Here is a 26,597-nt window from a genome sequence, read left to right as displayed (position 1 = left end):
CGGCGGGGGCCGGGCCGCAGGCCCTGCCGCCCAACCCCATTACTTGGCAGCAGCGATCTGCTTTTCGATGTCGGCGGCCGTCACCGGGCCGAGGAAGGTGTGCGCCAGCTTGCCCTGCGGATCCAGCAGATGCGTCAACGGCAGGCCTCGCGGCGTGGCGAAGTCCGCCGGCGGATCGAACGGGTCCACGATCACGATCGGATAGGTCACCGGATGCTTGGTCAGGAACGACTGCATCTCCGGCACCTCAATATCCTCATAGGCCAGGCCAACCACCTCGATGTTGCTGCGCATCGCATGCAGCGCCGACAGCTCCGGCATCTCCTTGCGGCACGGGGCACACCAGGTCGCCCAGAAATTCACGATCACCCACTTGCCGCGGTGCGCCGCCAGGTCGTAGTCGCTGCCATCCACCGCCTTCATCCTCAGCGTGGGGAACTCGGCAGTGGTGCGCTCGGCCGGGGTCTCTTCGACCGGTGCCGGTGTGGTCGGCGTCGGAGCCTGTGCCGGCGGCTGGCTGCTGGCGGGGGTCGGCTCCTGCGCCGGCTTGCAGGCCGACAGCGCCAGCAGCAGGGCCAGCGGAAGCAGCAGCAACGGGGTCTTGCGGGTCATGGCATGTCTCCGGAATCGGTGTAGATATCGCTGACCTTGCGCTTGAGGCGTTCGCGCAGGGGCAGCCGCAGATCGTCCAGTGCCGCCAGCGCAGCACGGCCCAGTGTGTCGTCGCGGTATGGCAGATGCTGCTCGGCTACCGGAATGCGCAACTGGGTACATTCGTACAGATCGGCCAAGCTGACCTGGTCCAGGTCGCGCGAGAGCAGCCATTCGCCACGTTCATCGCGGCGCAGCAGGCCGATCTCCTGCAGGTTACAGGCCAGGTCCTGCAGCAGCGAATCGGTCAGCATCGGCTCCAGCCGCAGGATTTCATCATCGGCCAGGCCCTTGCCCTTGGCTCGGGCATGGTGGAAGCGGCCGAGCAGGCGCAGCAGGCCATAGAACTCGTAGCCCTGCGGCAGGCGCAGTTCCACCGGCTGGTAGCGGAAGGCGGCCATCGACGAGGACAGCGACGCGCCCAGCAGCACCGCCACCCAGCATAGGTAGATCCACAGCAGCAGGATCGGCACGAAGGCGACCGTGCCGTAGAGCTTCTGGTAGGACTGGAAGCTGCCCAGGTAGGCGCCGATGCCCCATTTCACCAGTTCCAGGATGACCGCCGCGAGAATCGCGCCGGGCACCGCGTGCCGCCATTTCACGGTGTGGTGCGGCACCACCCGGAACATCAGCGTGATGCAGACGAACTCGATCAGGATCGGCGCCAGCCGCAGCGCGAACTCGGCCAGCCAGCGGCCCTCCTGGGTGCCGAACAGTGGCATCGCGAACACCCGCGCCGACACCGCCAGCGAAGCGGCAGCGAGCATTGCGCCCAGGGTCAGCACGGTCCAGTAGACCAGGAAGCGGGTCAGCTTGGGCCGGGTCGAGCCGACCCGCCAGATCTGGTTGAAGGTCTCTTCAACGCTGTTGAGGGTGATCAGCAACGAGACCACCAGTGCGATGAAGCCGGCAGCCGTGAGCTGCCCGGCACTGGCCGAGAACTGCCGCAGGTAGCCTTCGGCCGCACGCGCGGCGTTGGGCACGAAGTTGGAGAAGACGTAATCGCTGAGCTGGTCGCTCCAGCGGTCGAAGACAGGGAAGGCCGAGAGCACGCCGAACACCACGATGGCCAGCGGCACCAGCGCGAACACCGTGGTGTACGCGAGCGCCGCCGCCGCCTGGAACAGGCGGTCGTCGAGGAAGCGATGCCACAGGAAGCGGCCGAAACTGATGGCCCGTGCGCGATCCCGCGCGCGCTCCATCCACAGGTTGAGCGTATCCAAAGGTTCCATCGGCGAAAGGGTACCCGATGCGGAATGCTCGCAGGATAGCCATACTGGTGGCCACACGACGAGGAGAAGCGGGCACGATGGGCGAGATTCTGGTGCTGTACTACAGCCGGGGCGGTTCAGTGGCACGGCTGGCGCGCCAGATCGCGCGGGGCATCGGCGAAGTGCCGGGCATGACCGCGCGCCTGCGCACAGTGCCGCCGGTGGCCGCCGTGACCCAGACCGCACAGCCGCCGGTCCCCGACGATGGTGCCCCCTACGTGAGCGTGCAGGACCTGGTCGAATGCCAGGGTCTGCTGCTCGGCAGCCCGACCCGCTTCGGCAACATGGCGGCGCCGGTCAAGCACTTCCTGGACGGGCTGGGCGCCGAATGGGTCAACGGCACCCTCTCCGGCAAGCCGGCCGCCGTGTTCACCTCCACCGCCTCGATGCATGGCGGCCAGGAATCGACCCTGCTGTCGATGCAGGTGCCGCTGCTGCACCATGGCTGCGTGATCGTCGGCATCCCGTTCACCGAGCCGGCGCTGAGCCACACCACCAGTGGCGGCACGCCGTATGGCGCCAGCCATGTGGCCGGTGCAGCCGACGACCCGCAGCCGACCGACGATGAAGCCGTGCTGGCGCGCGCGCTGGGCCGCCGGGTGGCCGACATCGCACAGCGGTTGGCCCGATGAGCGCGGCGCCGCGCACGGTCCTGCTGCTGGCCCTGATGGGGCTGGCCGCGCTGTTCGCCGGCTGGTTCATCAATGACAAACACTGGCTGGCCACCCAGCTGGTGTTCACCGCGCCGCCGCTGGCGTTGGCCGTTGCCCTGCGACTGGGCTGGCGCAAGGCCGGTTTCTGGGCCTCGGTGCTGGCCCTGGGCTGGTTCAGCCACGGGGTGATGAGTGCCTGGAGCCACCCGGAAACACGCTGGCTGGCGCTGATCGAGATCGCGCTGGCCCTGCTGGTGATCTTCAGCGCCAGCCTCCCCGGGCTGCGCGCCCGCTTCGGCAAGCGACGCTGACGCTGCGGCCGCCGGGCCGTATCATCTGTGTTCCTGGCCCCGCGCCGCTGTACCTGTCCTGGTTTCGCGCATGCACATGATGGAAGAGCTCCTGGTCGTCACCACCGGTGGCACGATCGACAAGATCTACTTCGACGACAAGTCGGACTACCAGATCGGCGACCCCCAGATCGGCATGATCCTGCGCGAGCTGGGCGTGACGTTCCGCTTCAACGTGATTCCGATCCTGCGCAAGGATTCGCTGCACATCAACGATGAGGACCGCGAACTGATCCGCGCCACCATCGCCGCACAGCCGACCCGCCACGTGCTGGTGACCCACGGCACCGATTCGATGGTGCAGACCGGCAAGGTGCTGGCGACGATCGCGGACAAGACCATCGTGATGACCGGCGCGCTGAGCCCGGCGCGTTTCCGCGGCTCGGATGCGGAGTTCAACATCGGCTGCGCGATCGGTGCGGTGCAGTCGCTGCCGAGCGGCGTGTACATCGCGATGAACGGGCGGATTTTCGACCCGCAGCACGTGCGCAAGAACGTCGCCGCGAACCGCTTCGAATCGGTCTGAGGAACAGCGTGCCGACCAAGGTCGGCACCTACCACGACGCGGCGGCTCGCATCACCGCGCGTCCCCATGCAAAAACGCCCCGGCCGGAGCCGGGGCGTGCCCATGGAGAGGGGCTTGGGCTCAGTACTGGGCGTTGAGAGTCAGGCCCGAGAAGGTGCTGTAGGCCTTCACCCGCACATACCACGTGCCGGCAGCCGGACTGTTGATGGTGCAGGTCTCGCTGTTGCCGCTCAGGTACGGGCGGCAGGTGTAGGCGGTATCGGTCGGGGCACTGCCCTGGCGCACGTACAGGTCGGCATCACCGCTGCCGCCACTGATCGCCACGCGCAGCTGGGTGCTGCCGGCCGGAACGTTCACGGTGTAACTCAGCGAAGCGCCGCTGGCAGCGCCCAGGCCGGTCACCGGAACGTTGTTCTGCAGCACGTTGCCACCCGGGTTCGGGCCGCCACCGTTGATCGCCGCAGCCACGGCCGCGTCGGCGTCGATGATGCCTGCGCCGCAGCCGCCCGAGCAGGCGCCCGGCAGCGGACGTGCGGTGCTCTTGATGATGCTCTCCACCTGCGCCGGGCTCAGCGGGCTCGGGGCTACGGACTGCATCAGCGCGACCACGCCGGCCACGTGCGGTGCTGCCATCGAGGTGCCGTTGTACGAAGCGTAGCTGGCGCTGCCCGGGGTGGTGGTGCCGCTGTTGAGGGTGGACAGGATGCCCTGGCCCGGTGCCGAGATATCGATGCCGTTGCCATAGTTGGAGAAGCTGGCACGTGCACCGGCCGAGGTGGTGGCCGCCACTGCGATCACGTTCGGGCAGTTGGCCGGCACCGACGAGGACACGTTGGTGTTGCTGTTGCCGGCGGCGACCACCACGGTGGTGCCACGCCCGACAGCGCCATTGATCGCGTTCTGGTAGGTGGTCGAGCAGCTGCCGCCGCCGCCCAGCGAGAGGTTGATGACCTCGGCCGGATTGGCATTGGCCGGCACGCCGCTGACGCTGCCGCCGGACGCCCACACGATCGCGTCGGCAATGTCGGAGGTGTAACCGCCGCACTTGCCGAGCACGCGCACCGGCACGACCTTGGCGTTGAACGCAGTACCTGCCACGCCGGTGCTGTTGTTGGTCACCGCCGCTACCGTGCCGGCCACGTGGGTACCGTGCCAGCTGGAGTTCGAACCCGGGTAGCCCGCCTGGCACTCGTTGTCGCCGTACCAGTCGCCCTCATCGTTCGGGTTGTTGTCGCGGCCGTTGCCGTCGCGCGCCATCGCCGCATCACTGATGAAGTCGTAGCCCGGCAGGATGTTGGCATTGAGGTCGGCGTGGTTGGTGATGCCGGTGTCGATCACCGCCACGACCACACCGGTGCCGGTGGCCTTGTCCCAGGCCGGCCGGATGTTGATGCCGGCATTGGAGGTGCCGAAGCCCCATTGCTCGCTGAAGCGGGTGTCGTTCGGGGTCAGGGTGGCACGCATGATCTGGTCGACTTCAACGTATTCCACGTTCGGGTCGGCGGCCAGCTTGCGCATCAGCTGCTCGGATTCGGCCTGGTCGAGCGGACGATCGGTCTTGACCAGGGTCGGGCCGACGGCCAGCTTGCGGACCTGCTGCAGGCCCAGCGCGCGGCCCTGGCTGCTGGCCAGGCCGGCGGCGGCACTCTTCAGCGAAGAGGCCAGTGCGGTGGTGTTGGCCACCGGCGCGCTGCCGTCGCGGTACTTCACGATGAAACGCTGGTGGGTCTGTGCGGACTGCAGGCCGCTGAGCTGGACATCACCGGCCAGCGCAGGCGTGGCCAGCAGCAGCGATGACAGAACGGACGCACCAAGGACCACCCACACTCGACGCACACGCGGTTGCGTTACCTGGGACATCGTATTTCCCTTTCTTGTGGTGTGAATGCCGGAATCGGCAGAAGCACCGGCCCGAACCCTGGGCTGGCTTGCGTTGGCGAGGTTCGAAGTCCGGCGAGCCAGCGGATCCCCCTAACGATCCGCCGTGCAGATGACGCTAATGACCAAAACCGGACACCACAAGATTTTCAGCGTCTTTTCAGCAAGATGAAATGTTCGTTCTGAGACTTTTCGGGTCGAGGGTTTGTGAAGGTGAAGGAACTTTCTCCTGCCCTGCACGCACCTGACTGGGTCATCACGTGTCCTGCGATGACTTTGCCGACATCGGCGTCCACTGCTGACACCAACGACGGCGCAGCGTGCCCGCGGCGTGCCTGCCCATCGCGTCGGACGCGCTGACTACTTTGCCTGCGGGAGGCGCGCCGGCCGGATCCGCTGACCTTTGACCGGCTCGCCGCGTGCAACTGGCTGGTCATCGGCCACATAACCGGAGAACTGTGCCGGGAGCGCTTCGCCGACACCGAACACGGGCCCGGCCTGCAGCTGGTAGTGCAGGTGCGGCTCGGAGGAGTTGCCGCTGTTGCCACAGTCACCGAGGTGCGCGCCGCTGCGGACAGCCTGTCCCTGCGCCACACGCACACTGCCCTGGCGCAGGTGCGCCAGCACCGAGTATTCCTCGTTGCCGTGGTCGAGGATGACGCGGTTGCCGGTGAGCTGGGCGGCATTCATCTGGCCCGGCACGTTGTCGGCGACACCCTCGATCACCTCCACCACCGTGCCGTCGGCGGGCGCGAGGATCGGGCGACCGAAGCAGTAGTAATCATCGTTGCGCAGGCCATCGCCACGGTGCGACCGGCCATCGCGGACCACCAGCAGATCCAGCGCGAAGCGCTGGCCGGCATGGGCCGCATGGTAGTTCTGTTCGACGGTACGCCCGCCCCAGAACACGAAGTACTCATCGTCGAACGGCAGTTGCAGCCGTGTGCGGGTCTGGTAGTCGAGGAACCCGCTCGCTGCGGCCTGCGGCGGCGTGGTCTGTAGCGGGCGGATGTAGAAGCCGCCAATCCGCCCGTCGGCATCGATGGCCCACAGCACCTGGATCAGGTCCGGGCTCCTGGCGAAGCGCGCCTGCCGCAGATAGGTGTCGAATCCATCAACCTTCTCGACCTTCTCACTGACCAGCTCGGTTTCTGCGCCCCAGCCCGCCAGCACCTGCTCGCGCAGCGCCACCAGGTTCTGCGGGGACTGCAGCCCCGCCTGCATCTGCGGCGTCATCCGTTCCCACAGTGCGTCGATGTGCCCTTCGTAGAACTGCGTGGTCAGCGCAGCTCCCTGTTGGCGCGGATCTGCAGCCGCAGCCGCGCCGATGAGGGCAGAGAAGGAAACAACCAGAACTGCAAACAGGCGCGGGAGCAATGTCATGTCAGGCGTCCTTTCGATCCGGATCGGGAATGCCGGCAACGATCGCCGCCAGCTGTGTGCGGTACTCGGCCAGGGCAGTGCGGCCCATCGGCGTCAACTGCAGGGTGGTCAGCGGGCGCTTGCCGCGGAACGACTTGTCGATGGCGACCAGTCCAGCAGCCTCCAGCTTGCTCAGATGGCTGGACAGGTTGCCCTTGCTCAACCCGCTGAGATGTTCGACAAAACCGAACTCGGCGGATTCGGCACCTGCCAGGATCGACAGGATCAGCAGGCGTGCCGGCTCGTGGATCAAGCGGTCGAGCTGGAGCAGCGCTCTGGAGTCAGGCAGCTGGGTCATTCGGCGTTCGTCCGCGCCGCCATGAACGCGCGCATCTCTACCTGCAGCCGGTGGAAGCGCTGGTGGTCACGCCAGCCGACCACGATCAGTGCGATGGATGCCAGCGGGAACACCGCCGTGCTCGGGCCGAAGCCATACGTTTGCCCGGTGAAGGCCAGCGCGGCCTGGCACAACAGGAACACGCCCACGATGAACTCCAGCGGTGTACGCAGCCAGCGCCACACCACCCAGGGCAGCAGCGCTACCACGGCCAGGTAACCGATGGCGCGCAGGTCCCAGGGCAGCTCGCCCATCGGCGCCAGCCGGGTCAGCACGCTGCCGATCACCAGCACGCTTACCAGCGCGGTGAAGGCAATGAAGAAGCGCTGGAAATTGCGCTCGACCGGCGTGACCTGCTCCTCGACCTGTCCCAGCCGCTGGTAGTAACGGCGTGCCAGCCATTGCTTGCCGACGATCCACAGCACCGGCACGGCAATCAGCACGATGCGCAGCGCCAGGGTGGTCGGCAGCAGCGCGCCGGCAAGGAACGAGGCCAGGCAGGCAATGCCGCCTGCCATCGCCGACAGGCCCCCGGCACTTCGCGAGTACCGCGAATATTCACGGGTCAGCGCCTGCAGGCGCGAGGAAGGATCAATGACGGACGGCTGCTGCATGACACGCTCCATCGGGGTCGCTTGAATTTAGTTTGCAGTGCAAACCTATTTGCGTCAATCGCCCGTCTGCTGCCGTCGACGGGCGGGCCCACAACGCAGAAAGCCCGTCACTGGAACGGGCTTTCAAGAAGAGCCGCCGGGCATGGCCCGGCGCTACCGGTTCAACGCGGGCGATCAGCCCAGCTTGACCAGCCAGTTGTGGCGGTCCGGCAGGCGGCCGTACTGGATGTCGGTCAATTCCTTGCGCAGCGACATGGTCACTTCGCCGGCCGGTGCGTTGATGTCGCCCACCGAGAAGCCTTCGCCCTTCAGCTGGCCGATCGGGGTGACCACCGCCGCGGTGCCGCAGGCGAACACTTCGGTGATCTCGCCGGAGGCAACGCCGTCCTTCCACTCGTCGATGCTGACCTTGCGCTCTTCGACCTTCATGCCGCGGTCGCGGGCCAGCTGCAGGATGCTCTCGCGGGTGATGCCTTCGAGGATGCTGCCCGACAGCTGCGGGGTAACCAGCGTGCCGTCCTTGTAGACCAGGAACACGTTCATGCCACCCAGTTCTTCCAGGTACTTGCCCTCGACCGGGTCGAGGAACAGCACCTGCGAGCAGCCCTGTGCCTGTGCCTTCTGCTGCGGCAGCAGCGAGGCGGCGTAGTTGCCACCGCACTTGGCGGCACCGGTGCCACCCTTGGCCGCACGTGCGTACTCGGTCGACAGCCAGATCGACACCGGGGCGACGCCCTTGGCGAAGTACGGGCCGGCCGGGCTGGCGATCACGTAGTAGCCGGCCTTGTGCGCGCCGCGCACGCCGAGGAAAGCTTCGTCGCCGATCATGAACGGACGGAAGTACAGGCTCGACTCATCGGCCGACGGCACCCAGGCGCTGTCGACGGCGATCAGCTGCTTCAGCGATTCGACGAAGATCTCCACCGGCAGTTCCGGCAGCGCCAGGCGCTGCGCCGAACGCTGCAGGCGACGGCCGTTGGCATCCGGGCGGAAGGTCCAGATCGAACCGTCGGCATGGCGGTAGGCCTTGATGCCCTCGAAGATTTCCTGGCCGTAGTGCAGCACGGCCGCGGCCGGGTCCAGCTGCAGCGGGCCATAGGCGCGCACGTTGGCGTTGTGCCAGCCGGTGTCCTTGTCCCAGCGCACTTCCACCATGTGGTCGGTGAAGTGCAGGCCGAAACCCGGCTTCTCCAGGATCTGGGCGCGCTCTTCAGCGCTGCGCGGGTGGTCCGAACGGGTGACGGCGAAGCTGGGAATGGACTGGGACACCGGAGATTTCCTGTTCTGGTTGCGGGTAATGCCCGGCCCGCGCCACTGCGGGCCGTGGGTCAAAGCATGCCGGTCTCGAGCCGGGCCGCCTCGGACATCATGTGCTGGTTCCACGGCGGGTCGAACACCAGGTCGACGTCGGCCTCGGCCACCGTCGGAATCATTTCGAGCTTGCTGCGCACGTCGTCGACCAGGATCTCGCCCATGCCGCAGCCCGGTGCGGTCAGGGTCATCTTCACGTCGATCTCGCGCTTGCCTTCGTCCAGGTGCTTGATCTCGACCTCGTAGACCAGGCCCAGTTCGACGATGTTCACCGGAATTTCCGGATCAAAGCAGGTGCGCAGCTGCTGCCACACCAGCTGTTCCACCTGTTCATCGGTGGCGTCAGCCGGCAGCTCGAGCGGTGCCGGTGCCTCCTTGCCGATGGCGTCGCCGTCCTTGCCGGCGATGCGGAACAGGTTGCCCTCGACGAACACCGAATAACTGCCGCCCAGCGCCTGGGTGATGTACCCATAGCTGCCGGCGGGCAGGGTCACGGTGTCGCCCTGCGGGACCATCACGGCCTCGCAATCGCGTTCGAAGTGGACAGGTTCGCTGCTACGGGAATACATGGGGACCGATATGGGGCCGTGGCCAAGGCCACGCAAGACGGCATTCTAGCCCAGCCGCCCTGCCGCCGCCGGTGCACTGCGGCAAACCACAGTATCCTGTGGGTGATCTTCAGGGAGCTTCGATGTCCTCCAATGCCGCGCGTGCCAGGACCGTGACCTGGCTCTGGCCCATCATGCTGTTGCTGGGTCTGCTTGTTGCTCCCCTTGCCTGGATGGTGCTGGCGCTGATGACCGGCCGGCAGGTCGGCTGGATGGCGGTACTGACCGCCCTGGAACTGGTGTTCATGCTGCGCATGGGTACGCTCGGCCCGGGCCGGCTGCGCATCGTGCTGGTCGTGGTGGGCACCCTGCTGGTGGCGGCCGTGGCCAACTGGACCATCGCCAGCGCCTGGATGGGCGGCTCGATCGGGCTGGACCTGTGGGACGCCACGATGCGGATGGGCCCGCACCTGGCCTGGACCCTGATCACCCTGGCCAATGGCGCGGTGGAGTGGCTGTGGCTGGCCCTGGGCCTGGCCGTGGGCGCCTGGCTGGCGCGCTGACCCACCGGCAGGTAGTGCCGGCCACTGGCCGGCAAATGCGTGCGGACCAAGGTCCGCACCTACCGGGCGCAGCCGCCATGCGTGGATGGGGGTAGTGCCGGCCGCTGGCCGGCAGAACCGTGCGGACCATGGTCCGCACCTACCAGATGCAACCACCACGCAGGGATTCGGTAGTGCCGGCCGTTGGCCGGCAGAAACGTGCGGACCAAGGTCCGCACCTACCGGGCACAGCCGCCATGCGTGGATGGGGGTAGTGCCGGCCGCTGGCCGGCAAATGCGTGCGGGCCAAGGTCCGCACCTACCCGATGCAGCCGCCGCTCAATGCCCGCCGTCGAGCGCCTTCAGTTCGCTCACCAGCGAGGCCGCCGCTTCCGCACCATCGCCATACAGCATGCGGGTGTTGTCGGCGTAGAACAGCGCATTCTCGATGCCCGCGAAGCCCGTGCCCTTGCCGCGCTTGATCACCACCACGTTGCGCGCATTGACCACGTCCAGCACAGGCATGCCGTAGATCGGGCTGGCCGGATCGGTTCGTGCGACCGGATTGACCACGTCGTTGGCGCCGATCACCAGCACCACATCGGTGTTGGCAAATTCCGGGTTGATGTCGTCCATGTCCGCGATCAGGTCGTAGGGCACACCCGCCTCGGCCAGCAGCACGTTCATGTGCCCCGGCATGCGCCCCGCCACCGGGTGGATCGCGAACTTCACCTTCACCCCGCGCTGGCCCAGCCGCTGCGCCAGCTCCCAGATCTTGTGCTGCGCCTGCGCCACGGCCATGCCGTAGCCAGGCACGATCACCACGCGCTCGGCGAAGGCCATCATCGCGGCGACGTCAGCCGCTTCGATCGGCTTCTGCGAGCCGCTGATCGCCTGCGCTTCGCCACCAGCACCACCGCCGAAGTTGGAGAACAGCACGTTGCGGATCGGCCGGTTCATCGCCTTGGCCATCAGCCGGGTCAGCAGGATGCCCGCCGCGCCGACCATCATGCCGGCGATGATCAATGCTTCGTTGCCCAGCACGTAACCTTCGAACGACACCGCCAGGCCGGTGAACGCGTTGTACAGCGAGATCACCACCGGCATGTCGGCGCCACCGATCGGCAGCGTCATCAGCACGCCCAGCGCCAGCGCAAGTACGAAGAAGGCAACGATCGCCCAGGTGCTGAGCGTGCTGGCGGCGATGATCGCCAGTACCACCACCGCCAGCGCCACCAGCAGGTTCATCACCTGCTGGCCCGGCCAGGTCACGCGCTTGTCCAGGCGTCCATCCAGCTTGGCCCAGGCGATCACCGAGCCGGACAGCGACACCGCGCCGATCGCTGCGCCGACCACCGCCAGCAGCAGCACCGTGCCCGACGGCTGGCGCGCGGCGAGGTCGGCCAGCGCCTGCGCGCTCCAGTGGCTGGTATCGCGGTTGGCAAGAAAGGCGTAGCGCAGCAGCTCCACCGCGCCGATCGCCGCCGCCGATCCACCGCCCATGCCGTTGTACAGCGCCACCATCTGCGGCATGTCGGTGATGGCAACCTTGCCGGCCGACCACCAGGCCAGGCCCGCGCCGAGCAGCAGCGCCACCAGGATCAGCGGCACGTTGTGCAGTTCGGGAAGGAAGAAGGTCGCCGCCGTGGCCAGCAGCATGCCCAGCCCGGCCCAGCGGATGCCGCTGCGCGCGGTCAGTGGCGAGGCCATGCGCTGCAGGCCCAGCAGGAACAGCGTGGCGGCGACGAGGTAGCTGGCCTTGACCAGCCAATCGAGCAGTTCGACGGTGCTGATGTTCAAGCCTGCGGCTCCTTCGGCTCGTCCTTGCCGCCCTTGGGCGCGCTCGGCTTGAACATTTCCAGCATGCGCGCGGTGACCACGTAGCCACCGGCGGCGTTGCCGGCACCAAGCACCACGGCGAGGAAGCCCAGAGCTTTCTCCAGCGGTGTCTGCGCGTGCCCCAGCACCACCATTGCACCGATCAGCACGATGCCGTGGATGAAGTTGGAGCCCGACATCAGCGGGGTATGCAGGATCACCGGCACCCGCGAAATGATCACGTGGCCGGCGATGGCTGCCAGCATGAAGATGTACAGCGCTACGAACCCGTCACTCACCGGCAACGCTCCTGCTCTGTCTTCGTCGTCCCATCATAACCATGGGCTGAACCCGGTGCGCGCCCGGCGTCAACCGAAGCCGCGCTCACGCGTTGTCGATGGTGACCCCGAGCGAGGAACCGTACCCTGTGCTGGTGAGCAGCCCCGTCCCCCCGAGCGCCGAGACCGATGCCCTGCCGGCGTCGCTGGAGGCGTTCCTGGCCAGTGTTGGCCCGCGCGCGTTCCGCTTCGCCGAGGCCGGCCTGCGCCAGCGCGAAGACGCCATGGACGCGGTGCAGGACGCGCTGCTGCGCATGCTGGACTACGCCGACAAGCCGGCTGCCGAATGGGCCCCGCTGTTCTGGAGCATCCTGCGCCGGCGCGTGATCGACGTGCAGCGCCGGCGCCGCTTCCGACTGCCGTTCTGGCGCGACAACCAGGACGCCGACGGCGGCGAGATCGACTGGGCCGACCCCGGCCCGGACCCGGCACAGGCGCACGAACAGCGCCAGCAGTACCAACAGCTGGTGGACGCGTTGCGCCGCCTGCCCGCCCGCCAGCGCGAGGCCTTCACCCTGCGCGTGCTGCAGGACCTGGACGGGGCCACCACCGCCCGCGCCATGGGCTGCAGCGAAGGCGCGGTAAAAACCCATCTGGCACGCGCCCGCCAGGCGCTGCAGGATTATCTGGAGACCCACCCGTGAACCGCTCCCTGCCTTCCGATGACACCCTGCGCAGCCTGCACGCGCAGTCGCTGCACGCGCTGTCGCCGGCAACGCTGGCCCGGCTGCGCCAGGCTCGCCACGGCGCCACGGCCGCCCATCGCGGGCGCTGGCGCTGGTGGCTGGCCAGTGCCTGTTCACTGGTGGTGGCACTGGGTATCGGCCTGCAGTTCACCGGCCACGGCACCCTGACGGGCCCTGCGCCGGCACCTGTGCTTGCCTCGGCGGAAGACAACAGCGCGCTCTACGACGAAAATCCCGATCTGTACCTGTGGCTGGGCGATACCGACCTGGCGATGGAGTGAATCATGTCCCGACTGCACACCCTGCCCCTGCTGATGACCCTGTTGCTGCTGCCGGCCTTCCCGGCCCTGGCGCAGAGCGCCGCGCCCGCCCCTGCCGCACGCCCTGCGCCGGCCGCACCGCTGCCGGCGTGGGAACACCTCAGCGAAGCGCAGCGCGAATCCCTGCTGGCGCCGCTGCGCGACCGCTGGAACAGCGCCGATGCCGGCCAGCGCCAGCGCATGCTTTCGCATGGCCAGCGCTGGCAATCGATGAGCCCGGAGGAGCGCGACAAGGCCCGCCGTGGCCTGCGCCGCTTCGAGCACATGAACCCGGAACAGCGTGAGCAGGCCCGGGCCCTGTTCGGTCAGATGCGGAACATGCCGCCGGAACAGCGCGACGCCCTGCGCGAGCGCTGGTCGCAGATGACGCCGGAACAACGCAAGGACTGGGTGCGCGACAACCCGCCGCCGGCGAAGCCGCGGTAACGCCGGCATCCGCAGGGTGGGTGCGGACCCTGGTCCGCACGCTGGGCCGTTCCTCCACGCATGGCGTGGATCTACCGGGAAGGCAACCGGCGCTACCGGCTCACGCCTGCCAGCGTGTCTTCGCCAGCAACTCGTCGTCCCAGTCGAAACTGAGCTCCCCTTCGCGCACGAACAAGGCGACGAAGTTGAGCAGGTTGCGCGCGTACATCTCGCTGGCCTGGGTCGCGCCGCGGCTGGCCAGGCCAAGCGGGCCATCGATGGTCACGCCCTGATGTTCGATGCACTGCCCCGGCTGGGTCAGTGCGCAGTTGCCGCCGCTCTCTGCCGCCAGATCGACAATGACGCTGCCGGTGGCCATGCCTTCCACCATCGCGGCAGTCACGATCGTCGGCGCCGGTCGCCCCGGTACCGCTGCCGTGCAGATCACCACATCCACGCTGCGCAGGTGGTCGGCCAGCCGGCGCTGCTGCTCGGCGCGTTCCTCATCGGTCAACGCACGCGCATAGCCGCCTTCACCGGCTGCACTCACACCAAGATCAAGGAAGCGCGCGCCCAGCGACTGGATCTGCTCGCGGGTTTCCGGGCGCACGTCGAAACCTTCCACCTGTGCACCGAGACGACGCGCGGTGGCGATGGCCTGCAGACCGGCCACACCGGCACCGATCACCAGCACCTTGGCCGGGCGCACGGTACCGGCGGCGGTGGTCAGCATCGGGAAGAAACGCGGCGCACGCTCGGCCGCGATCAGTGCCGCCTTGTAACCGGCCATGCCGGCCTGCGAGCTGAGTACATCCATCGCCTGCGCGCGGGTGGTGCGCGGCAGCTGCTGCAGTGGGAACAGGTGCAGGCGGTCGCCAGCGGCCAATGCCGCAAGCGCCGGATCGCTGGCCGGGGTCAGCAGGCCGACCACGCTGGCAGTGGGCTTGAGCTGCTCCAGCACCGCCACCGGCGGTGCCTGCACGCACAGCAGGATATCGATCTCGGCCCAGCGACCTACATCGAACACACGTGCACCGGCGTCGTCATAGGCAGCATCGGTAAATCCCGCCGCCAGACCGGCGCCGGCCTCATACCAGACAGTGATGCCCAAGGCACCGAGCTTGCGCGCGGTTTCCGGCGTCAACGCCACGCGCCGTTCGCCCGGCGCGGTCTCCTTGATCCCCAGCAACGCCACGGCCATGCAGGTCCCCGCTGATCGGTGAGTTTTCCCGATCCTAGCAGGCGGCCACGGCTCAGTGCAGTGTTGCGCTGCCCGGGTCCAGCCGATCGATCACACCCTGCATCGCGCTGTCGAAGGCGCCATCGTCGACGTGGGCGCGCAGGCGGCCCAGCCGCACCATCACTGCCAGTTCTTCCGGCGAGGCCACGCAGAAGCGCACGCCGCGGCGGTTGACGAACAGCAGGCGCGAGGAAATCGGGCTGACCCAGGACAGCTTGCCGGCCTGCACCTTGCCGTCCTTGTCGACGAAGTCCAGCCAGTTGCCGATTTCCATGCGGCGGAAGCGGTCGGCGTCGGCGTTGTCGAAATCGTCGGCGTCGATCTGCCCGCCGAGCTCCACCGCTGGCGACTCAGCCACCGGCGGCGCCGGCAAGGCAACCTGCGGCAGCTCCGGCAGCGCGCGCTGCAGTTCCGGTCGCGATTCCGCAATGCCCTGCAGGGTGTCGTGCAGGGCGTCGATGGCACCGGTGGCGGCATCGCCGTGCACGCCGACGCTGGCAAATACCTTGGCCAGCACCGGCTGCCAGGCCTGCAGCCACGGCTTGCCGACGATCTGGCGGCGGGCCTCGGCCACTTCCTCCAGCAGGCCGTCAGCCAGGCTCAGTGCCTCGGCCACCGACGCGCCCTCCTCGCCCTCGCGCAGCAGCGCCAGGGTCAGGTGGTGCTGCCATGGCTGGCGCAGGAACTCAGCGATGGCCGGCGGCAGGGTGGCATCGCCGATGCGGCGATCCAGTTCGGCACCCGCCCGGCTGCGGGCCATTTCCAGCTTCTCCTGGCCGCGCTGCGTTTCGGCGGCGCGGCGCTCGGCGATCTCCACGCGGCGGCGATGCTGCACCAGGAACTCGCGGAATTCTTCTTCCAGGGTCAGGAAGATCGCCAGGTTCTCGTTGAACTCGGCCACCAGGCGCTCGATGATTTCCTCGACCTTGGCCATCAGCATGCGCTCGGCCTGGCTTTCGCCGGTATTGCCCTCGCAGGCTTCGGCCAGCGAGTTGAGCAGCTTGCGGGCCGGGTGGGTCTTCTGCACGAACATGCGGCGGTCGAGCATCGCCACCTTGACGAAGGGCACCACCAGGCGGCCGATCAGCTCGCGCGAGCGACCTTCCAGTTCGCGTTCGTCCAGCATCACGTCGAACAGCATGCCGACCAGATCGATCGCATCTTCGTCCTGCGGGTCCAGCCGGGTCTGGCCAGGATCGACGCCGAGACGGGTGGCGCTGGACAGCACTTCACTCTTCAGCCGCTGCGCCAGTGATTCGCCGTCCTCGCCGATGGCCGCACGCAGGGTGGCGCTGGGCGTGGCCTGCAGCAGCGACAGCACCGACATCATCTCGCGCTGGCTCAACGGGCGGTGCTGGCCGACCGCGACCTGCGCTGCCGAGGTGGCGTCCTCGCGAACGTGACGGGTCTGCTGCAGCAGCTCATGCAGGGCCTCCAGCAGCATTCCCTGCTGGCCGGCATACGCCTCGCCGTTGCCGGCATCCTCGCTCCCGAGGTGCTGCTGCATGTGGCCACGGCGCTCGGACCAGCGCGCAGCGAAGCGCTGTGCCCAGGCCGGCGCGGCCTGTTCATCATCGCTGAATTCGGATTCGAAGCCCGCCGCGTGGCGCGGCTCGACCAGATCGTCCGACCCGGGCGCCATGCGCGGGTCGGGCGCGGCAGACATTGGACGCCGCGGCGCCCCCATCTGCGACATCACGCCAGCGGCGGCCAGCTGCTCGTCCAGCTTCTCGTAGATGCGGCCCACCGGCGCGCGCAGGTCACGCTCGCACAGCTTGATCAGCACCAGGTGCACTTCCGGCGCCAGTTCGCAGCCGGCAAAGGCCTCATGGATGGCCACGCCCAGATGTTCGGGGCTGACCGGGTTGTGATCGGCATCCAGCTCGGCGCCGCCGATCAGGCGGCCGAGGCGGCGGTCCAGCCGCGCCAGCACCGGCTTGAAGTCACGCAGCAGCACGGTGGCGAAATTGCGCACCGCCAGCCGCGATTCCAGTACATGTTCAGCCAGCAGGCTCAGGCCATCCTCGGCCGGCCCGGACAGGGTGGCTTCGGCCGACAACGGCTCGCCACTGGCCAGTGCATCCCAGGCCCGCTGCAGGTGGCCGGCGAAGGCGGCGGCGATGTCCTCACGGCGACGGCGCAGCTCGCGCATCGCATCCAGGAACAGCAGCTGCGACGAGCCAGCATTGCCGGCGCGGTCGAACAGTGCATCGTCGAAACGCGCCAGTGCGGCCCCGAACGCCTGGCACAGCGCCGGCAGGACCATGTCCCGGGCACGCTGAAGCTGGACCGGGTCACGGCCCGGCGATCCCATCGGTGTGGGCGCGCTCATCATTCGGGAAGGCTCCCCACCTTCTCTGGTACGACAGACAGCATGGACATCGCGACGGCCGGCACACCCCATGTGCCGGTACGTCGATGGTAGGCCGGCCAGCCCGTCACGGACAGTGAAACAGTCCTCACTTCAAACCTCATGACCGGCGGCCCGGCAAGATAGATATCGTAAGCCGTGCGAGGCCCACGAGGCGAGAGGAAGCGGTCGTCCCTTTCCCGCCAGTGGCATGATGTTCATCACAGTTTGATATTCAGGGGCGGGACGCGACACAGACGGCGTCATTGACCACCCCGACTATAATCAAACACCCGTGATGACCGGTTCAGACTCCATGCCCGACCCCGCTGCCCTGCTTGCCCTGGATGCCCGCCGCTCGGTGCCCTCGCGGCAACTGGGCGAGCCCGGACCGGATCCAGCCACCCTGCAGCGCATGCTGGCCTCGGCCGTGCGCGTGCCCGACCACGGCAAGCGCGTACCGTTCCGCTTCCTGAAGATCGCCGGCGATGCACGTCACACTCTGGGCGACTTCCTGGCCGAGCGCAGCCGCCAGCGCGACCCGCATGCGGGCGAGGCGGTATTCGAGAAGGACCGCCAGCGTTTCAGCCATGCGCCGCTGGTGATCGTGGTGGTGGCCAGCCCGCGGCCGGACCCGAAGGTGCCCGAGCAGGAACAGCTGATGACCGCCGGCTGCGTCTGCTTCGCCCTGCTGCAGGCCGCGCAGGCGCTGGGCTTCGGCGCGCAGTGGCTGACCGCCTGGATGGCCTTCGATCCGGCGGTACAGGCCCACTTGGGCCTGGTCGAAGGCGAACGCATCGCCGGCTTCATCCACATCGGTACACCCAAGGCTGATGTACCTGAGCGCGAGCGCCCCGATCCGGCGGCCCTGCTGCGCGACTGGACGCCGCCGGCATGAGCCTGCCGGCTCCGCCGCCGTCGCTGTATCTGGTCGACGCCAGCATCTACGTGTTCCGCGCCTGGCACTCGCTGCCGGACCAGTTCCAGGACGCGCAGGGCTGGCCGACCAACGCCGTGCACGGCTTCGCCCGCTTCCTGCTGGACCTGCTGGAGCGCGAGCGCCCCCGGCACATCGCCATCGCCTTCGACGAAGCGCTCGACAGCGGCTTCCGCCATCGCCTGTACCCGGCCTACAAGGCCAACCGCGACCCGGCACCGGAGGCGCTCAAGCGCCAGTTCGTACACTGCAAGGCGCTGTGCGCGGCATTGGGCCTTGCGGTGCTGGCCCACCACGAATTCGAAGCCGATGACCTGATCGGCAGCGCCCTGCACGTGCACCGTGGCAGCCACCGCGGGGTGATCATCTCCGCCGACAAGGACCTGTCGCAGCTGCTGCTGGATCACGACGAGCAGTGGGACTACGCACGCAACCAGCGTTGGGACGTAGCCGGAGTGAAGGCGCGGCACGGCGTGCACGCGCACCAGATCGCCGATTACCTGGCACTGTGCGGCGATGCGGTGGACAACATTCCCGGTGTCAGTGGTGTCGGCAGCAAGTCCGCCGCCGTGCTGCTGGCCCACTTCGGCAGCATGGATGCGCTGTACGAACGCCTGGACGAAGTGCCGTTCCTGCGCCTGCGCGGCGCGGCACAGATGGCGGTGCGCCTGCGCGAACAGCGCGAGCACGCCCAGCTCTGGCGCCAGCTGACCACCATCGCGCTGGACGCGCCGCTGGAAGGCAGCCAACCCGGTCTGCTGCGCCAGGCGGCCGACCCGGAGCTGCTCGGTGGCCTGTGCCAGACCCTGCGCTTCGGCCCGATGACCCGCCGCCGGCTGTTCGATGCCGCCGGTGTGGCCGACCCCGTTCCCACTCCATCCTTTTCCAATTCCAGCGAGCCCGCATGAGCCAGCGCAACACCGAAGCCCCGCGTGTCGTCTATGAAGGCAAGTACCAGCGCATGCTGGTGCGCGGCACCTGGGAATACAGCGAACGTACCCACGCCGGTGGCCTGGCCGCGATCATCATCGCCGTCACCCCTGAGGACAAGGTGCTGTTCGTCGAGCAGTTCCGCGTGCCGCTGCAGGCACCCACCATCGAGATGCCGGCCGGCCTGGTCGGCGACATCCACGCCGGCGAATCGATTGAAGTCTCGGCCGTGCGCGAACTGGAAGAAGAAACCGGCTGGACCGCCGATCACGCCGAAGTGCTGATGATCGGCCCGACGTCGTCCGGCGCCAGCAGCGAGAAGATCGCCTTCGTCCGCGCTACCGGCCTGCGCCGGATCGGCGAAGGTGGCGGTGATGACAGCGAGGACATCACCGTGCACGAGATTCCACGCAGTGAGGCCGCGGCCTGGCTGGTGCAGAAGATGGGCGAAGGCTACGAGCTGGACGCCAAGCTCTGGGCCGGCCTGTGGATGATCGAGCACCACCTGGACGGGCGCCCGCGTGGCTGACGCCGACCTGCATGCGCTGCCGGCGCTGCTCGGCGCCGATGATCCGGCAATCTACGCGATTCACCGGCCGCAGGGCGCTTCGCCGTACCTGCTGCTGGCCGACCATGCCGGCCAACAGGTGCCGGGTGCCCTCGCCGGCCTGGGCTTGCCACAGGTCGAACTGGACCGCCACATCGGCTGGGACATCGGCATTGCCGGCACCACCCGCGCGCTGGCCGAACGGCTGGATGCCTGGGCGATCGAACAGACCTATTCGCGGCTGCTGATCGACTGCAACCGCCCACTGGCCTCGCCCACGCTGATTCCGGAAGTGAGCGACCACACCGTGGTCCCGGGCAATGCCGGTCTGTCAGTGGCACAGCGGCAACAGCGCATCGATGCGATCCACGCGCCGTACCACGCACGCATCGACGCCGAACTGGACGCACGCCGCGATGCCGGTCGCCCCACCCTGCTGGTGATGATGCACAGCTTCACCCCGGCGATGAACGGCGCGCAGCGGCCGTGGCATGCCGGCGTGCTGTACCACCAGGACACGCGCTTTGCGCATGCACTGCTGCAGGCACTGCGCGACGAAGGCGACCTGGTGGTGGGCGACAACGAACCGTATTCGGTCAGCAGTACCAGCGACTACGCGGTGCCGGTGCATGGCGAAGGCCGCGGGCTGGTGCACGTGGAACTGGAGATCCGCCAGGACCTGATCGCCGATGCCGCCGGGCAGCTGGCATGGGCGCAGCGGCTGGCGCGGATCTTCAGCGCGCTGCAACCGCAGTTGCTGGCCGCCGGGTGATTTACCCAGGCTTGGTAGTGCCGGCCGCTGGCCGGCAACTGCAATGATCCAACGAACCTGAGGTTGCCGGCCAGCGGCCGGCACTACCGCAATACGGGCGCATCCATCCACGGGAACGGCTTGACCCCGTGCACCTGCACGGTCGCACCGATCGCTTCGAGATCATCCTTGATCGCCTGCGCGCGGCGACGATCCAGCGCCTCACCCAGCACCAGCGGCAACGCACGGCAGCGCGCCAACGCCTCGCCCACCGGCATCTCCAGCAGGCGCGCCACGCGCTGCGCTGCGGCTTTGATCTGCCCCTCCGAGCACGCCTTCAGCGTCAGATCGAAGGAAGCGAAGATGCCTGCGCCCAGCCCTGCCTCGCGCGCCTCCGCTTGTTCCTCAGCACCCGCTTCGCCCAGGGCCTCGTCGATACCTTCGACCTGCTGGAATGCGTCGTACTCGGTGTAGTACGCCAGCGCCTGCGCGTAGTCCTGCAGCGACGACAGCGGGCGTTGCCGCTTCTGCACATCCAGCACGTCGGCAAACATGGCCGGTTCCAGATACGGGAACAGCCCCATCGCTGCCGAAGCGGCCGATCGCTCGCCGTCGTCATCCAGCGCTTCATCACTGGATGACGGCAACCACAACCGCGCAGCCAGCAGGTCCTCGTCGCTGGCCATCACCCAGCCGAAGGCGTTCCACACCTCATCGTCATCGTTGCAGGCAGCGAAGGCATGCAGGGTCTGTTGCAGATCCAGCAGTTCGATCATGCGTCGGTGCTCAGGCAGGCAGTCGCTGCCGAGTCTACCGGCGCCGGGCGCAGGCCCAGCGCGATCACCACGCCGAGCGCGGCGAACAGCGCGGCGCCGTACTGTGCATTGACCATGCCCTGCAACGCATCAGGGCTGGTTGCCGCCTGCGTGCCGCGCGCAGCGTTGGCGACCATCACCAGTACCGCCAATCCCAAGGCGCCGCCGATCTGCTGGGCGGTGGCCGCCATGCCGGACGCGACGCCTTGCTGCGGACCCGGCACGCCCTGCCCGGCCACGATCCACATCGCCGTCCAGCTCATGCCCTGGCCGATGCTGAGCACCACGATGCCCGGCAACAGCGGCCAGTAGCTGGCGCCATGCGGCATCGCCAACGCAACCGCGGCGATGCCGACGGCACCTGCGGCGAAGCCCCAGGCCAGCACCTGCCGTGGCGAACGGCGCCGCAGCATGCGTTCGGCAATCCGGATGCCGAAGGTGCACACCAATGTCGGCAGCAGGAAGGCCATACCGGCCTGCAGCGGGCTCCAGCCATAGCCATCCTGGAAGTAAAGCGCCAGGAAGTAGTACTGCACGCCATAGCTGCTCATGAAAGCGAAGGTCAGACCCAGCGCGGCGCGGAGGCCGGGCAGGCGCAACAGCGAAAACTGCATCAGCGGGTCACGGCTGCGCTTTTCGATCTGTACGAACACCGTCAACAATACGGCTGAAAGCAGCAGGCAGATGAGCGTAGCCGGCGCCGTCCAGCCCCACTCCGGCCCTTGCACCAGGGTGGTGACCAGCAGGCTGCCGCCAGCGGTGACAGTGAGACAACCGGCCAGATCGAAGGAACGGCCCTGCACGCGTGGACCATCGGCCGGCAGCCATGTACCGGCCGCGACCGCGCACGCCGTGGCCAGCGGCACGATCACCGCGAGCACCGCCGGCCAGCCGAACGCCTGGGTCAGCACGCCACCGAGCAGCGTGCCCAGCGCCAGGCCGACCGCGCTGGCCATGCTCCAGATCGCCAGCGCACGATTGCGTACCGGGCCTTCGGCGTACAGCGTGTTGATCAGCGCCAGCGTGGCCGGGAACAGCAGCGCCGCCCCGACGCCTTGTGCGGCGCGCGCGATGATCAACAGCGTGGCGTTCGGCGCCAGCGCACCGAGCAGCGAGGCCAGCGCGAACAGCAGCATGCCCAGCCGGTAGAAGCGGCGGCGGCCGATCAGGTCGGCGGCGCGCCCGCCGAGCAGCAGGCTGCCGCCGAAGGCCACGGTGTAGGCACTGACCACCCATTGCAGCTGCTGCGCGTTGATCTGCAGCGCGCGGCCCATGTCATGCAGGGCAACGAAGATGATGGTGGCATCCAGGGCGATGATCAGCTGGGCGGTGGCCAGCAGGGTCAGCGCCCAGCGCGGGTATTTGAGGGGAGGCATCGGCGGTCTGGCGCGGTGGGGGAGCGCAGTCTCATTGATGCGAGCCAATCAATAAACCCCTCCCCGACCATATCTGTCATGATTTTCGGCATGAATGGAGCCTCGATGGACCTCAATGCGGTGCGCATGCTGGTGCAGGTGGCCGAAGCCCGCAGTTTCACCGTGGCCGCCGGCCAGCTCGGCCTGAGCCAATCCGGCCTGTCGCGCGCGATCGGGCGGCTGGAAGTGTCGCTGGGGGTGAAGCTGCTGCAGCGGAACACCCGCAACGTGGCGCTGACCCCGGATGGCCGCCAGTTCGTGGAACAGGTGGCACCACTGCTGGCCGGCCTGGACGATGCCGAACGGCAACTGGCCGACCGCCCGTGCACGCCCTCGGGCACGTTGAAGATCAGTGCGCCGTCGATGTTCGGGCGCAAGGTGCTGGTGCCGATGCTGGCGCCGTTGCTGCAACAGCATCCGCAGCTGCAGGTGGAAGCGGTGCTCAGCGACCGTCTGGTCGATCTGGTCGAGGAAGGCTTCGATGCCGCGCTGCGCACCGGCGTCATCGCCGACCAGCGCATCGTCGCGCGGCCATTGCGGCCGCTGCGCTGGGTGACGGTGGCCAGCCCCGCCTATCTGGCCCGCTGTGGCGCACCGGACGATGTGGCCGCGCTGCAGGACCATGCCTGCCTGGCGGTGCGCAACCTGCGCAGTGGCCGGCTGGTGGACTGGCAGTTCCTGCAGGACGGGCAACTGCGCGAGTTCACGCCGCCGACGCGGATGGTGTTCGACAGCGGCGATCCGCTGGTGGAAGCGGCCATCGCCGGTATCGGCATCGTGCAGGTGATGGATTTCGCCGTGGCCGATGCGTTGGCCGATGGCCGCCTGCAGCGCGTGCTGCAGCCGTTTGAAGGCCGCAGCCGTGCACTGTCACTGATCTATCCGCCCTCGCGGCAATGCTCGCCGAAGCTGCAGGTACTGGCCGACGCGTTGCTGGCTGGGGAGTGGTAGCGCCGGCCGCTGGCCGGCAAACCTGAGACGGTTGGATTCCTGGAGGCGCCGGCCAGCGGCCGGCACTACCGCAGCCAGGCGTGGCCTGGCTCTACTGATCAGTGCACCGAACCCGGTCTGGAGCAGAGCCCCCTTGTTGTTCAAGGGGGCGCGCCGACAGGCGCGGGGATAAGGTGGAATGCGTGGATAGTTTTGCCTCAAGCAAAACTGTCGGTGGCGCGCACCAGCGCGTCCACGTTCTCGGCTTCGAACGCCGAGTGACCCGACGCCGGCGTGATTTCCAGCTTCGCCTTCGGCCACACCTTGGTCAGGTCCCAGGCGTTGGCCAGCGGGCAGACCACGTCGTAGCGGCCGTGCACGATCACGCCGGGAATGTCAGCGATGCGGTGTGCGTCGCGCAGCAGCTGGTCTTCCACTTCGAAGAAGCCGCCGTTGACGAAGTAGTGGTTCTCGATGCGGGCAAAGGCCAGCGCGAAGTGCGGGTCTTCGTGGCTGTTGATGAAGTCATCATCGACGTGCAGGAAGCTGGTCGCGCCTTCCCACACCGCCCACGCCTTGGCCGCTTCCAGGCGGGTGGTTTCGTCGTCGCTGGTCAGGCGGCGGTGGAAGGCCGAGATCAGGTCATGACGCTCCACCGAAGGAATCGGCTTGAGGTAATGCTCCCACGCATCCGGGAACAGGCGGTTGGCGCCTTCCTGGTAGAACCATTCCAGCTCCCAGCGACGCAGCATGAAGATGCCGCGCAGGACCAGTTCGGTCACGCGCTGCGGGTGGGTCTCGGCATAGGCCAGCGCCAGGGTCGACCCCCAGCTGCCGCCGAACACCTGCCAGCGATCCACCTTCAGGTGCTCGCGCAGCTTCTCGATATCGGCGACGAGGTCCCAGGTGGTGTTGTCCACCAGGTCCGCGTGCGGGGTGGAACGGCCGGCACCGCGCTGGTCGAACAGGATGATGCGGTACTTGGACGGGTCGTGGAACTGGCGCATCTTGTCGCTGCAGCCGCCGCCCGGGCCACCGTGCAGCATCACCACCGGCTTGCCGTCCGGGTTGCCGCACTGTTCGAAGTACAGCGTGTGGCGGTCGTCGACCTTCAGGGTGCCGACGTCGTAGGGGGTGATGGCGGGGTACAGCGTACGCATGCTTGCAGCTCCAGGGTGATGCCCTGCCGGGGCAGGAGAACCTCCATTCTAGGCCGGACGCCGGCCCAGGGTGATGCGGTCGCGCTGCTCCAGATCCTGCACGGTCTGCACTTCCGCAAAACCCGCCGCGTCGAATAGCGCGCGGATCGCCACGCCCTGGTCCCAACCGTGCTCGATCAGCAGCCAACCGCCGGGCAGCAGGTGGGCCTGGCCACCGTCGACGATGCGGCGGATGTCATCCAGCCCGTCCACGCCGGAGGCCAGCGCGGTGGCCGGTTCGAAGCGCAGGTCGCCCTGGGCCAGGTGCGGATCGTCGCTGGCGATGTACGGCGGGTTGCTGGCGATCAGGTCGAACCGCGCGCCCTGCAGCGGCGCATACCAGTCCTGCCCGCCCTCGGCGAAGCGGACGTTGCGCAGTTCATGGCGCGCAGCATTGCGCGCGGCCACGGCCAGCGCGCCCGGGCTGGCATCGGTGGCCAGCACCTGCGCTTGGGGCCGTTCGCTGGCCAGCGCCAAGGCGATCGCGCCGGTGCCAGTGCCGAGGTCGGCCAGCTGCAGCGATTGGTCTGGCGGCAGCCGCTCCAGCGCCAGCTCGACCAGCAGCTCGGTTTCCGGACGCGGGATCAGCGTGGCCGGGTCGACCTCCAGGTCCAGCGTCCAGAAACCGCGGCGGCCGGTCAGGTAGGCCACCGGCTCACCGGCCACGCGGCGGGCCAGCAACGCTTCGAAGGCGGCCAGGTCGGCGGCGGCCAGCGGATCGGTGGCATGCGCGAACAGCCAGCTGCGCGGGCGCTCCAGCACATGCAGCAGCAGCAGTTCGGCCTCGTGGCGGGCCTCGACGCCGCCGAGGCGGGCACTGGCCTCGGCCACGATCTGGCGCAGGGAGGGTTCGGTTTGGGAAAACATGCCGCAATTGTAGAGCGGAGCCCATGCTCGGCTGCTTCTGGCGCAGTCGAGCTACACATCCACAGGTCCGCAGTCGAGCATGGCTCGACTCTACAAAAGGCTGCAATCCGTTCAGGTTCTGCCCGAGGGGATAAGGAGGGACTATTGGCCCTATTCAGCCGTTCCGGAAGATTTCCCTTGTCACACAGCCAGTTGCAGGATGGGAGCGGCAAGGTTCAGTGCCTGCTCATGACCAAATGATAGATTCCATCTATCAAATAGATGCAATCAATGGATTGTTCTTATCGCCAGCGAGTCGGTAACCTAGCTCCTGTCGATTCACCCACTCCCCTTCACCAGAGGAAAAACGATGTCCCTGATCAACACCCAGATCCAGCCGTTCGAAGCCAACGCTTACCACAATGGCGAGTTCATCAAGGTTTCCGACGCCAGCCTGAAGGGCCAGTGGTCCGTCCTGATCTTCATGCCGGCCGCCTTCACCTTCAACTGCCCGACCGAGATCGAAGACGCCGCTGACCATTACGCCGAGTTCAAGAAGGCCGGCGCCGAGGTCTATATTGTCACCACCGACACCCACTTCTCGCACAAGGTGTGGCACGAAACCTCGCCGGCCGTCGGCAAGGCCCAGTTCCCGCTGGTCGGCGACCCGACCCACCAGCTGACCAACGCCTTCGGCGTGCACATTCCGGAAGAAGGCCTGGCCCTGCGCGGCACCTTCATCATCAACCCGGAAGGCGTGATCAAGACCCTGGAGATCCACTCCAACGAGATCGCCCGTGACGTCTCCGAAACCCTGCGCAAGCTGAAGGCTGCCCAGTTCACCGCCGCCAACCCGAACCAGGTGTGCCCGGCCAAGTGGAAGGAAGGCGAGAAGACCCTGACCCCGTCGCTGGACCTGGTCGGCAAGATCTAAAGCAGTACCGGCCTGCCGTGGCCCCACGCCACG

General features: G+C 67.7%; 29 protein-coding genes. 13 read left to right on the top strand and 16 right to left on the bottom strand.

The window, feature by feature from the left end; all coding sequences use genetic code 11:
* Positions 1–39: 39 nt before the first annotated feature.
* Together ACMZ91_RS17800 and ACMZ91_RS17795 are read right to left on the bottom strand one after the other, a co-directional pair.
* Positions 40–612, bottom strand: a complete 573-nt coding sequence (locus ACMZ91_RS17800) for a TlpA family protein disulfide reductase (protein ID WP_049463525.1) — start codon at positions 610–612, stop codon at positions 40–42.
* Positions 609–1,883 (bottom strand): YihY family inner membrane protein, encoded by a 1,275-nt coding sequence (locus tag ACMZ91_RS17795; protein WP_032130426.1) that lies wholly within the window; start codon positions 1,881–1,883, stop codon positions 609–611. Before ACMZ91_RS17795 ends, ACMZ91_RS17800 begins: the two co-directional genes overlap by 4 nt.
* 77 nt (positions 1,884–1,960) lie before the next feature.
* On the opposite strand from ACMZ91_RS17795, the gene wrbA reads away from it, so the two are divergent.
* The 3 genes from wrbA (at position 1,961) to ACMZ91_RS17780 (ending at position 3,451) form a co-directional block, all read left to right on the top strand.
* Positions 1,961–2,554, top strand: coding sequence for an NAD(P)H:quinone oxidoreductase (gene wrbA / locus ACMZ91_RS17790; protein WP_049463524.1), 594 nt, complete (start codon positions 1,961–1,963; stop codon positions 2,552–2,554).
* On the top strand, positions 2,551–2,886 hold the full coding sequence (locus ACMZ91_RS17785; RefSeq protein ID WP_032130425.1) for a DUF2069 domain-containing protein: 336 nt from the start codon (positions 2,551–2,553) through the stop codon (positions 2,884–2,886). Before wrbA ends, ACMZ91_RS17785 begins: the two co-directional genes overlap by 4 nt.
* A gap of 79 nt (positions 2,887–2,965) precedes the next feature.
* On the top strand, positions 2,966–3,451 hold the full coding sequence (locus ACMZ91_RS17780; protein ID WP_049463528.1) for an asparaginase domain-containing protein: 486 nt from the start codon (positions 2,966–2,968) through the stop codon (positions 3,449–3,451).
* Positions 3,452–3,571: 120 nt separating this feature from the next.
* Here ACMZ91_RS17780 and ACMZ91_RS17775 read toward each other — a convergent pair whose 3' ends face one another.
* The 6 genes from ACMZ91_RS17775 to sufT form a co-directional block, all read right to left on the bottom strand.
* The gene (locus tag ACMZ91_RS17775) at positions 3,572–5,311 is read right to left on the bottom strand and encodes a S8 family peptidase (RefSeq protein WP_004144921.1); all 1,740 of its coding nucleotides are present in this window, start codon (positions 5,309–5,311) and stop codon (positions 3,572–3,574) included.
* Positions 5,312–5,689: 378 nt separating this feature from the next.
* Entirely contained in the window at positions 5,690–6,712 is a 1,023-nt protein-coding gene (locus tag ACMZ91_RS17770) for a M23 family metallopeptidase (protein ID WP_049463523.1), read from the bottom strand.
* Between the two features lies 1 nt (position 6,713).
* On the bottom strand, positions 6,714–7,049 hold the full coding sequence (locus ACMZ91_RS17765; protein WP_012510131.1) for a transcriptional regulator: 336 nt from the start codon (positions 7,047–7,049) through the stop codon (positions 6,714–6,716).
* Positions 7,046–7,702, bottom strand: a complete 657-nt coding sequence (locus tag ACMZ91_RS17760) for a hypothetical protein (RefSeq protein WP_049463522.1) — start codon at positions 7,700–7,702, stop codon at positions 7,046–7,048. The genes ACMZ91_RS17765 and ACMZ91_RS17760 overlap by 4 nt, the downstream gene beginning before the upstream one ends.
* A 174-nt stretch (positions 7,703–7,876) precedes the next feature.
* The gene (locus tag ACMZ91_RS17755) at positions 7,877–8,971 is read right to left on the bottom strand and encodes a branched-chain amino acid aminotransferase (RefSeq protein WP_049463521.1); all 1,095 of its coding nucleotides are present in this window, start codon (positions 8,969–8,971) and stop codon (positions 7,877–7,879) included.
* A 59-nt stretch (positions 8,972–9,030) separates the two neighbouring features.
* Positions 9,031–9,582: a putative Fe-S cluster assembly protein SufT gene (gene sufT, locus ACMZ91_RS17750; RefSeq protein ID WP_005415385.1), complete on the bottom strand. Its 552-nt coding sequence runs from the start codon at positions 9,580–9,582 to the stop codon at positions 9,031–9,033.
* Between the two features lie 122 nt (positions 9,583–9,704).
* Here sufT and ACMZ91_RS17745 point away from each other — a divergent pair, with 122 nt between their 5' ends.
* Entirely contained in the window at positions 9,705–10,124 is a 420-nt protein-coding gene (locus ACMZ91_RS17745) for a hypothetical protein (RefSeq protein WP_049463520.1), read from the top strand.
* 318 nt (positions 10,125–10,442) lie between these two features.
* Here the strand turns inward: ACMZ91_RS17745 and ACMZ91_RS17740 are convergent, their stop codons facing one another.
* Positions 10,443–11,903: an NAD(P)(+) transhydrogenase (Re/Si-specific) subunit beta gene (locus tag ACMZ91_RS17740; RefSeq protein WP_005412324.1), complete on the bottom strand. Its 1,461-nt coding sequence runs from the start codon at positions 11,901–11,903 to the stop codon at positions 10,443–10,445.
* Positions 11,900–12,220, bottom strand: coding sequence for an NAD(P) transhydrogenase subunit alpha part 2 (locus ACMZ91_RS17735; protein ID WP_005408173.1), 321 nt, complete (start codon positions 12,218–12,220; stop codon positions 11,900–11,902). The genes ACMZ91_RS17740 and ACMZ91_RS17735 overlap by 4 nt, the downstream gene beginning before the upstream one ends.
* Positions 12,221–12,318: 98 nt before the next feature.
* Here ACMZ91_RS17735 and ACMZ91_RS17730 point away from each other — a divergent pair, with 98 nt between their 5' ends.
* The 3 genes from ACMZ91_RS17730 to ACMZ91_RS17720 are packed head-to-tail and all read left to right on the top strand — an operon-like array spanning position 12,319 to position 13,691.
* The gene (locus ACMZ91_RS17730; protein WP_080356593.1) at positions 12,319–12,903 is read left to right on the top strand and encodes an RNA polymerase sigma factor; all 585 of its coding nucleotides are present in this window, start codon (positions 12,319–12,321) and stop codon (positions 12,901–12,903) included.
* The gene (locus ACMZ91_RS17725) at positions 12,900–13,226 is read left to right on the top strand and encodes a hypothetical protein (protein ID WP_032130086.1); all 327 of its coding nucleotides are present in this window, start codon (positions 12,900–12,902) and stop codon (positions 13,224–13,226) included. Before ACMZ91_RS17730 ends, ACMZ91_RS17725 begins: the two co-directional genes overlap by 4 nt.
* Before the next feature lie 3 nt (positions 13,227–13,229).
* Positions 13,230–13,691, top strand: coding sequence for a DUF3106 domain-containing protein (locus tag ACMZ91_RS17720; protein WP_049463518.1), 462 nt, complete (start codon positions 13,230–13,232; stop codon positions 13,689–13,691).
* Positions 13,692–13,791: 100 nt separating this feature from the next.
* Here the strand turns inward: ACMZ91_RS17720 and ACMZ91_RS17715 are convergent, their stop codons facing one another.
* Positions 13,792–14,871: an NAD(P) transhydrogenase subunit alpha gene (locus ACMZ91_RS17715; protein WP_032130088.1), complete on the bottom strand. Its 1,080-nt coding sequence runs from the start codon at positions 14,869–14,871 to the stop codon at positions 13,792–13,794.
* A gap of 52 nt (positions 14,872–14,923) precedes the next feature.
* Complete coding sequence (gene pacR / locus ACMZ91_RS17710) at positions 14,924–17,245, bottom strand: PacR family protein (RefSeq protein ID WP_049463516.1); 2,322 nt, start codon at positions 17,243–17,245, stop codon at positions 14,924–14,926.
* A gap of 331 nt (positions 17,246–17,576) precedes the next feature.
* Here pacR and ACMZ91_RS17705 point away from each other — a divergent pair, with 331 nt between their 5' ends.
* Genes ACMZ91_RS17705 through ACMZ91_RS17690 form a run of 4 tightly spaced genes read left to right on the top strand, consistent with a single transcriptional unit; the run spans position 17,577 to position 20,446 of the window.
* Positions 17,577–18,158 carry a nitroreductase family protein gene (locus ACMZ91_RS17705; protein ID WP_049399990.1) on the top strand — a complete coding sequence of 194 codons (582 nt, stop codon included), beginning with the start codon at positions 17,577–17,579 and terminating at the stop codon, positions 18,156–18,158.
* Positions 18,155–19,105, top strand: coding sequence for a 5'-3' exonuclease (locus ACMZ91_RS17700; RefSeq protein ID WP_049463514.1), 951 nt, complete (start codon positions 18,155–18,157; stop codon positions 19,103–19,105). Before ACMZ91_RS17705 ends, ACMZ91_RS17700 begins: the two co-directional genes overlap by 4 nt.
* Complete coding sequence (locus ACMZ91_RS17695) at positions 19,102–19,656, top strand: NUDIX hydrolase (protein WP_010481791.1); 555 nt, start codon at positions 19,102–19,104, stop codon at positions 19,654–19,656. The genes ACMZ91_RS17700 and ACMZ91_RS17695 overlap by 4 nt, the downstream gene beginning before the upstream one ends.
* The gene (locus ACMZ91_RS17690) at positions 19,649–20,446 is read left to right on the top strand and encodes an N-formylglutamate amidohydrolase (RefSeq protein WP_049463512.1); all 798 of its coding nucleotides are present in this window, start codon (positions 19,649–19,651) and stop codon (positions 20,444–20,446) included. Before ACMZ91_RS17695 ends, ACMZ91_RS17690 begins: the two co-directional genes overlap by 8 nt.
* A gap of 83 nt (positions 20,447–20,529) precedes the next feature.
* Here the strand turns inward: ACMZ91_RS17690 and ACMZ91_RS17685 are convergent, their stop codons facing one another.
* Positions 20,530–21,201 (bottom strand): hypothetical protein, encoded by a 672-nt coding sequence (locus tag ACMZ91_RS17685; protein WP_071229183.1) that lies wholly within the window; start codon positions 21,199–21,201, stop codon positions 20,530–20,532.
* Entirely contained in the window at positions 21,198–22,616 is a 1,419-nt protein-coding gene (locus tag ACMZ91_RS17680) for an MFS transporter (protein ID WP_049463643.1), read from the bottom strand. The genes ACMZ91_RS17685 and ACMZ91_RS17680 overlap by 4 nt, the downstream gene beginning before the upstream one ends.
* A 105-nt stretch (positions 22,617–22,721) precedes the next feature.
* Here ACMZ91_RS17680 and ACMZ91_RS17675 point away from each other — a divergent pair, with 105 nt between their 5' ends.
* On the top strand, positions 22,722–23,606 hold the full coding sequence (locus tag ACMZ91_RS17675; RefSeq protein ID WP_049463645.1) for a LysR family transcriptional regulator: 885 nt from the start codon (positions 22,722–22,724) through the stop codon (positions 23,604–23,606).
* A 197-nt stretch (positions 23,607–23,803) separates the two neighbouring features.
* On the opposite strand, the gene pip is transcribed toward ACMZ91_RS17675, so the two are convergent.
* Positions 23,804–24,745: a prolyl aminopeptidase gene (pip, locus tag ACMZ91_RS17670; RefSeq protein WP_014646006.1), complete on the bottom strand. Its 942-nt coding sequence runs from the start codon at positions 24,743–24,745 to the stop codon at positions 23,804–23,806.
* A 48-nt stretch (positions 24,746–24,793) separates the two neighbouring features.
* The gene (gene prmC, locus ACMZ91_RS17665; protein ID WP_049463646.1) at positions 24,794–25,651 is read right to left on the bottom strand and encodes a peptide chain release factor N(5)-glutamine methyltransferase; all 858 of its coding nucleotides are present in this window, start codon (positions 25,649–25,651) and stop codon (positions 24,794–24,796) included.
* 349 nt (positions 25,652–26,000) lie between these two features.
* Here prmC and ahpC point away from each other — a divergent pair, with 349 nt between their 5' ends.
* Positions 26,001–26,564, top strand: coding sequence for an alkyl hydroperoxide reductase subunit C (gene ahpC, locus ACMZ91_RS17660; protein ID WP_005408159.1), 564 nt, complete (start codon positions 26,001–26,003; stop codon positions 26,562–26,564).
* Positions 26,565–26,597: the final 33 nt, after the last annotated feature.

It is taken from the genome of Stenotrophomonas sp. FR024 (genome assembly GCF_047500745.2).
Lineage (GTDB): Bacteria > Pseudomonadota > Gammaproteobacteria > Xanthomonadales > Xanthomonadaceae > Stenotrophomonas > Stenotrophomonas maltophilia_A.
This window is presented reverse-complemented; position numbering and strand designations above follow the sequence as displayed.

Bases quoted from the DNA above. Each gene is read 5' to 3' on its own strand.
- ACMZ91_RS17695 (WP_010481791.1), top strand. From the start codon at position 19,102: ATGAGCCAGCGCAACACCGAAGCCCCGCGTGTCGTCTATGAAGGCAAG.
- pip (WP_014646006.1), bottom strand. From the start codon at position 24,745: ATGCGTACGCTGTACCCCGCCATCACCCCCTACGACGTCGGCACCCTG.
- pacR (WP_049463516.1), bottom strand. From the start codon at position 17,245: ATGATGAGCGCGCCCACACCGATGGGATCGCCGGGCCGTGACCCGGTC.
- ACMZ91_RS17730 (WP_080356593.1), top strand. From the start codon at position 12,319: ATGGTGACCCCGAGCGAGGAACCGTACCCTGTGCTGGTGAGCAGCCCC.
- ACMZ91_RS17775 (WP_004144921.1), bottom strand. From the start codon at position 5,311: ATGTCCCAGGTAACGCAACCGCGTGTGCGTCGAGTGTGGGTGGTCCTT.
- prmC (WP_049463646.1), bottom strand. From the start codon at position 25,651: ATGTTTTCCCAAACCGAACCCTCCCTGCGCCAGATCGTGGCCGAGGCC.
- ACMZ91_RS17675 (WP_049463645.1), top strand. From the start codon at position 22,722: ATGGACCTCAATGCGGTGCGCATGCTGGTGCAGGTGGCCGAAGCCCGC.
- ACMZ91_RS17770 (WP_049463523.1), bottom strand. From the start codon at position 6,712: ATGACATTGCTCCCGCGCCTGTTTGCAGTTCTGGTTGTTTCCTTCTCT.
- ACMZ91_RS17800 (WP_049463525.1), bottom strand. From the start codon at position 612: ATGACCCGCAAGACCCCGTTGCTGCTGCTTCCGCTGGCCCTGCTGCTG.
- ACMZ91_RS17785 (WP_032130425.1), top strand. From the start codon at position 2,551: ATGAGCGCGGCGCCGCGCACGGTCCTGCTGCTGGCCCTGATGGGGCTG.
- ACMZ91_RS17685 (WP_071229183.1), bottom strand. From the start codon at position 21,201: ATGATCGAACTGCTGGATCTGCAACAGACCCTGCATGCCTTCGCTGCC.
- wrbA (WP_049463524.1), top strand. From the start codon at position 1,961: ATGGGCGAGATTCTGGTGCTGTACTACAGCCGGGGCGGTTCAGTGGCA.
- ACMZ91_RS17765 (WP_012510131.1), bottom strand. From the start codon at position 7,049: ATGACCCAGCTGCCTGACTCCAGAGCGCTGCTCCAGCTCGACCGCTTG.
- ACMZ91_RS17745 (WP_049463520.1), top strand. From the start codon at position 9,705: ATGTCCTCCAATGCCGCGCGTGCCAGGACCGTGACCTGGCTCTGGCCC.
- ACMZ91_RS17700 (WP_049463514.1), top strand. From the start codon at position 18,155: ATGAGCCTGCCGGCTCCGCCGCCGTCGCTGTATCTGGTCGACGCCAGC.
- sufT (WP_005415385.1), bottom strand. From the start codon at position 9,582: ATGTATTCCCGTAGCAGCGAACCTGTCCACTTCGAACGCGATTGCGAG.
- ACMZ91_RS17705 (WP_049399990.1), top strand. From the start codon at position 17,577: ATGCCCGACCCCGCTGCCCTGCTTGCCCTGGATGCCCGCCGCTCGGTG.
- ACMZ91_RS17760 (WP_049463522.1), bottom strand. From the start codon at position 7,702: ATGCAGCAGCCGTCCGTCATTGATCCTTCCTCGCGCCTGCAGGCGCTG.
- ACMZ91_RS17715 (WP_032130088.1), bottom strand. From the start codon at position 14,871: ATGGCCGTGGCGTTGCTGGGGATCAAGGAGACCGCGCCGGGCGAACGG.
- ahpC (WP_005408159.1), top strand. From the start codon at position 26,001: ATGTCCCTGATCAACACCCAGATCCAGCCGTTCGAAGCCAACGCTTAC.
- ACMZ91_RS17795 (WP_032130426.1), bottom strand. From the start codon at position 1,883: ATGGAACCTTTGGATACGCTCAACCTGTGGATGGAGCGCGCGCGGGAT.
- ACMZ91_RS17680 (WP_049463643.1), bottom strand. From the start codon at position 22,616: ATGCCTCCCCTCAAATACCCGCGCTGGGCGCTGACCCTGCTGGCCACC.
- ACMZ91_RS17720 (WP_049463518.1), top strand. From the start codon at position 13,230: ATGTCCCGACTGCACACCCTGCCCCTGCTGATGACCCTGTTGCTGCTG.
- ACMZ91_RS17780 (WP_049463528.1), top strand. From the start codon at position 2,966: ATGGAAGAGCTCCTGGTCGTCACCACCGGTGGCACGATCGACAAGATC.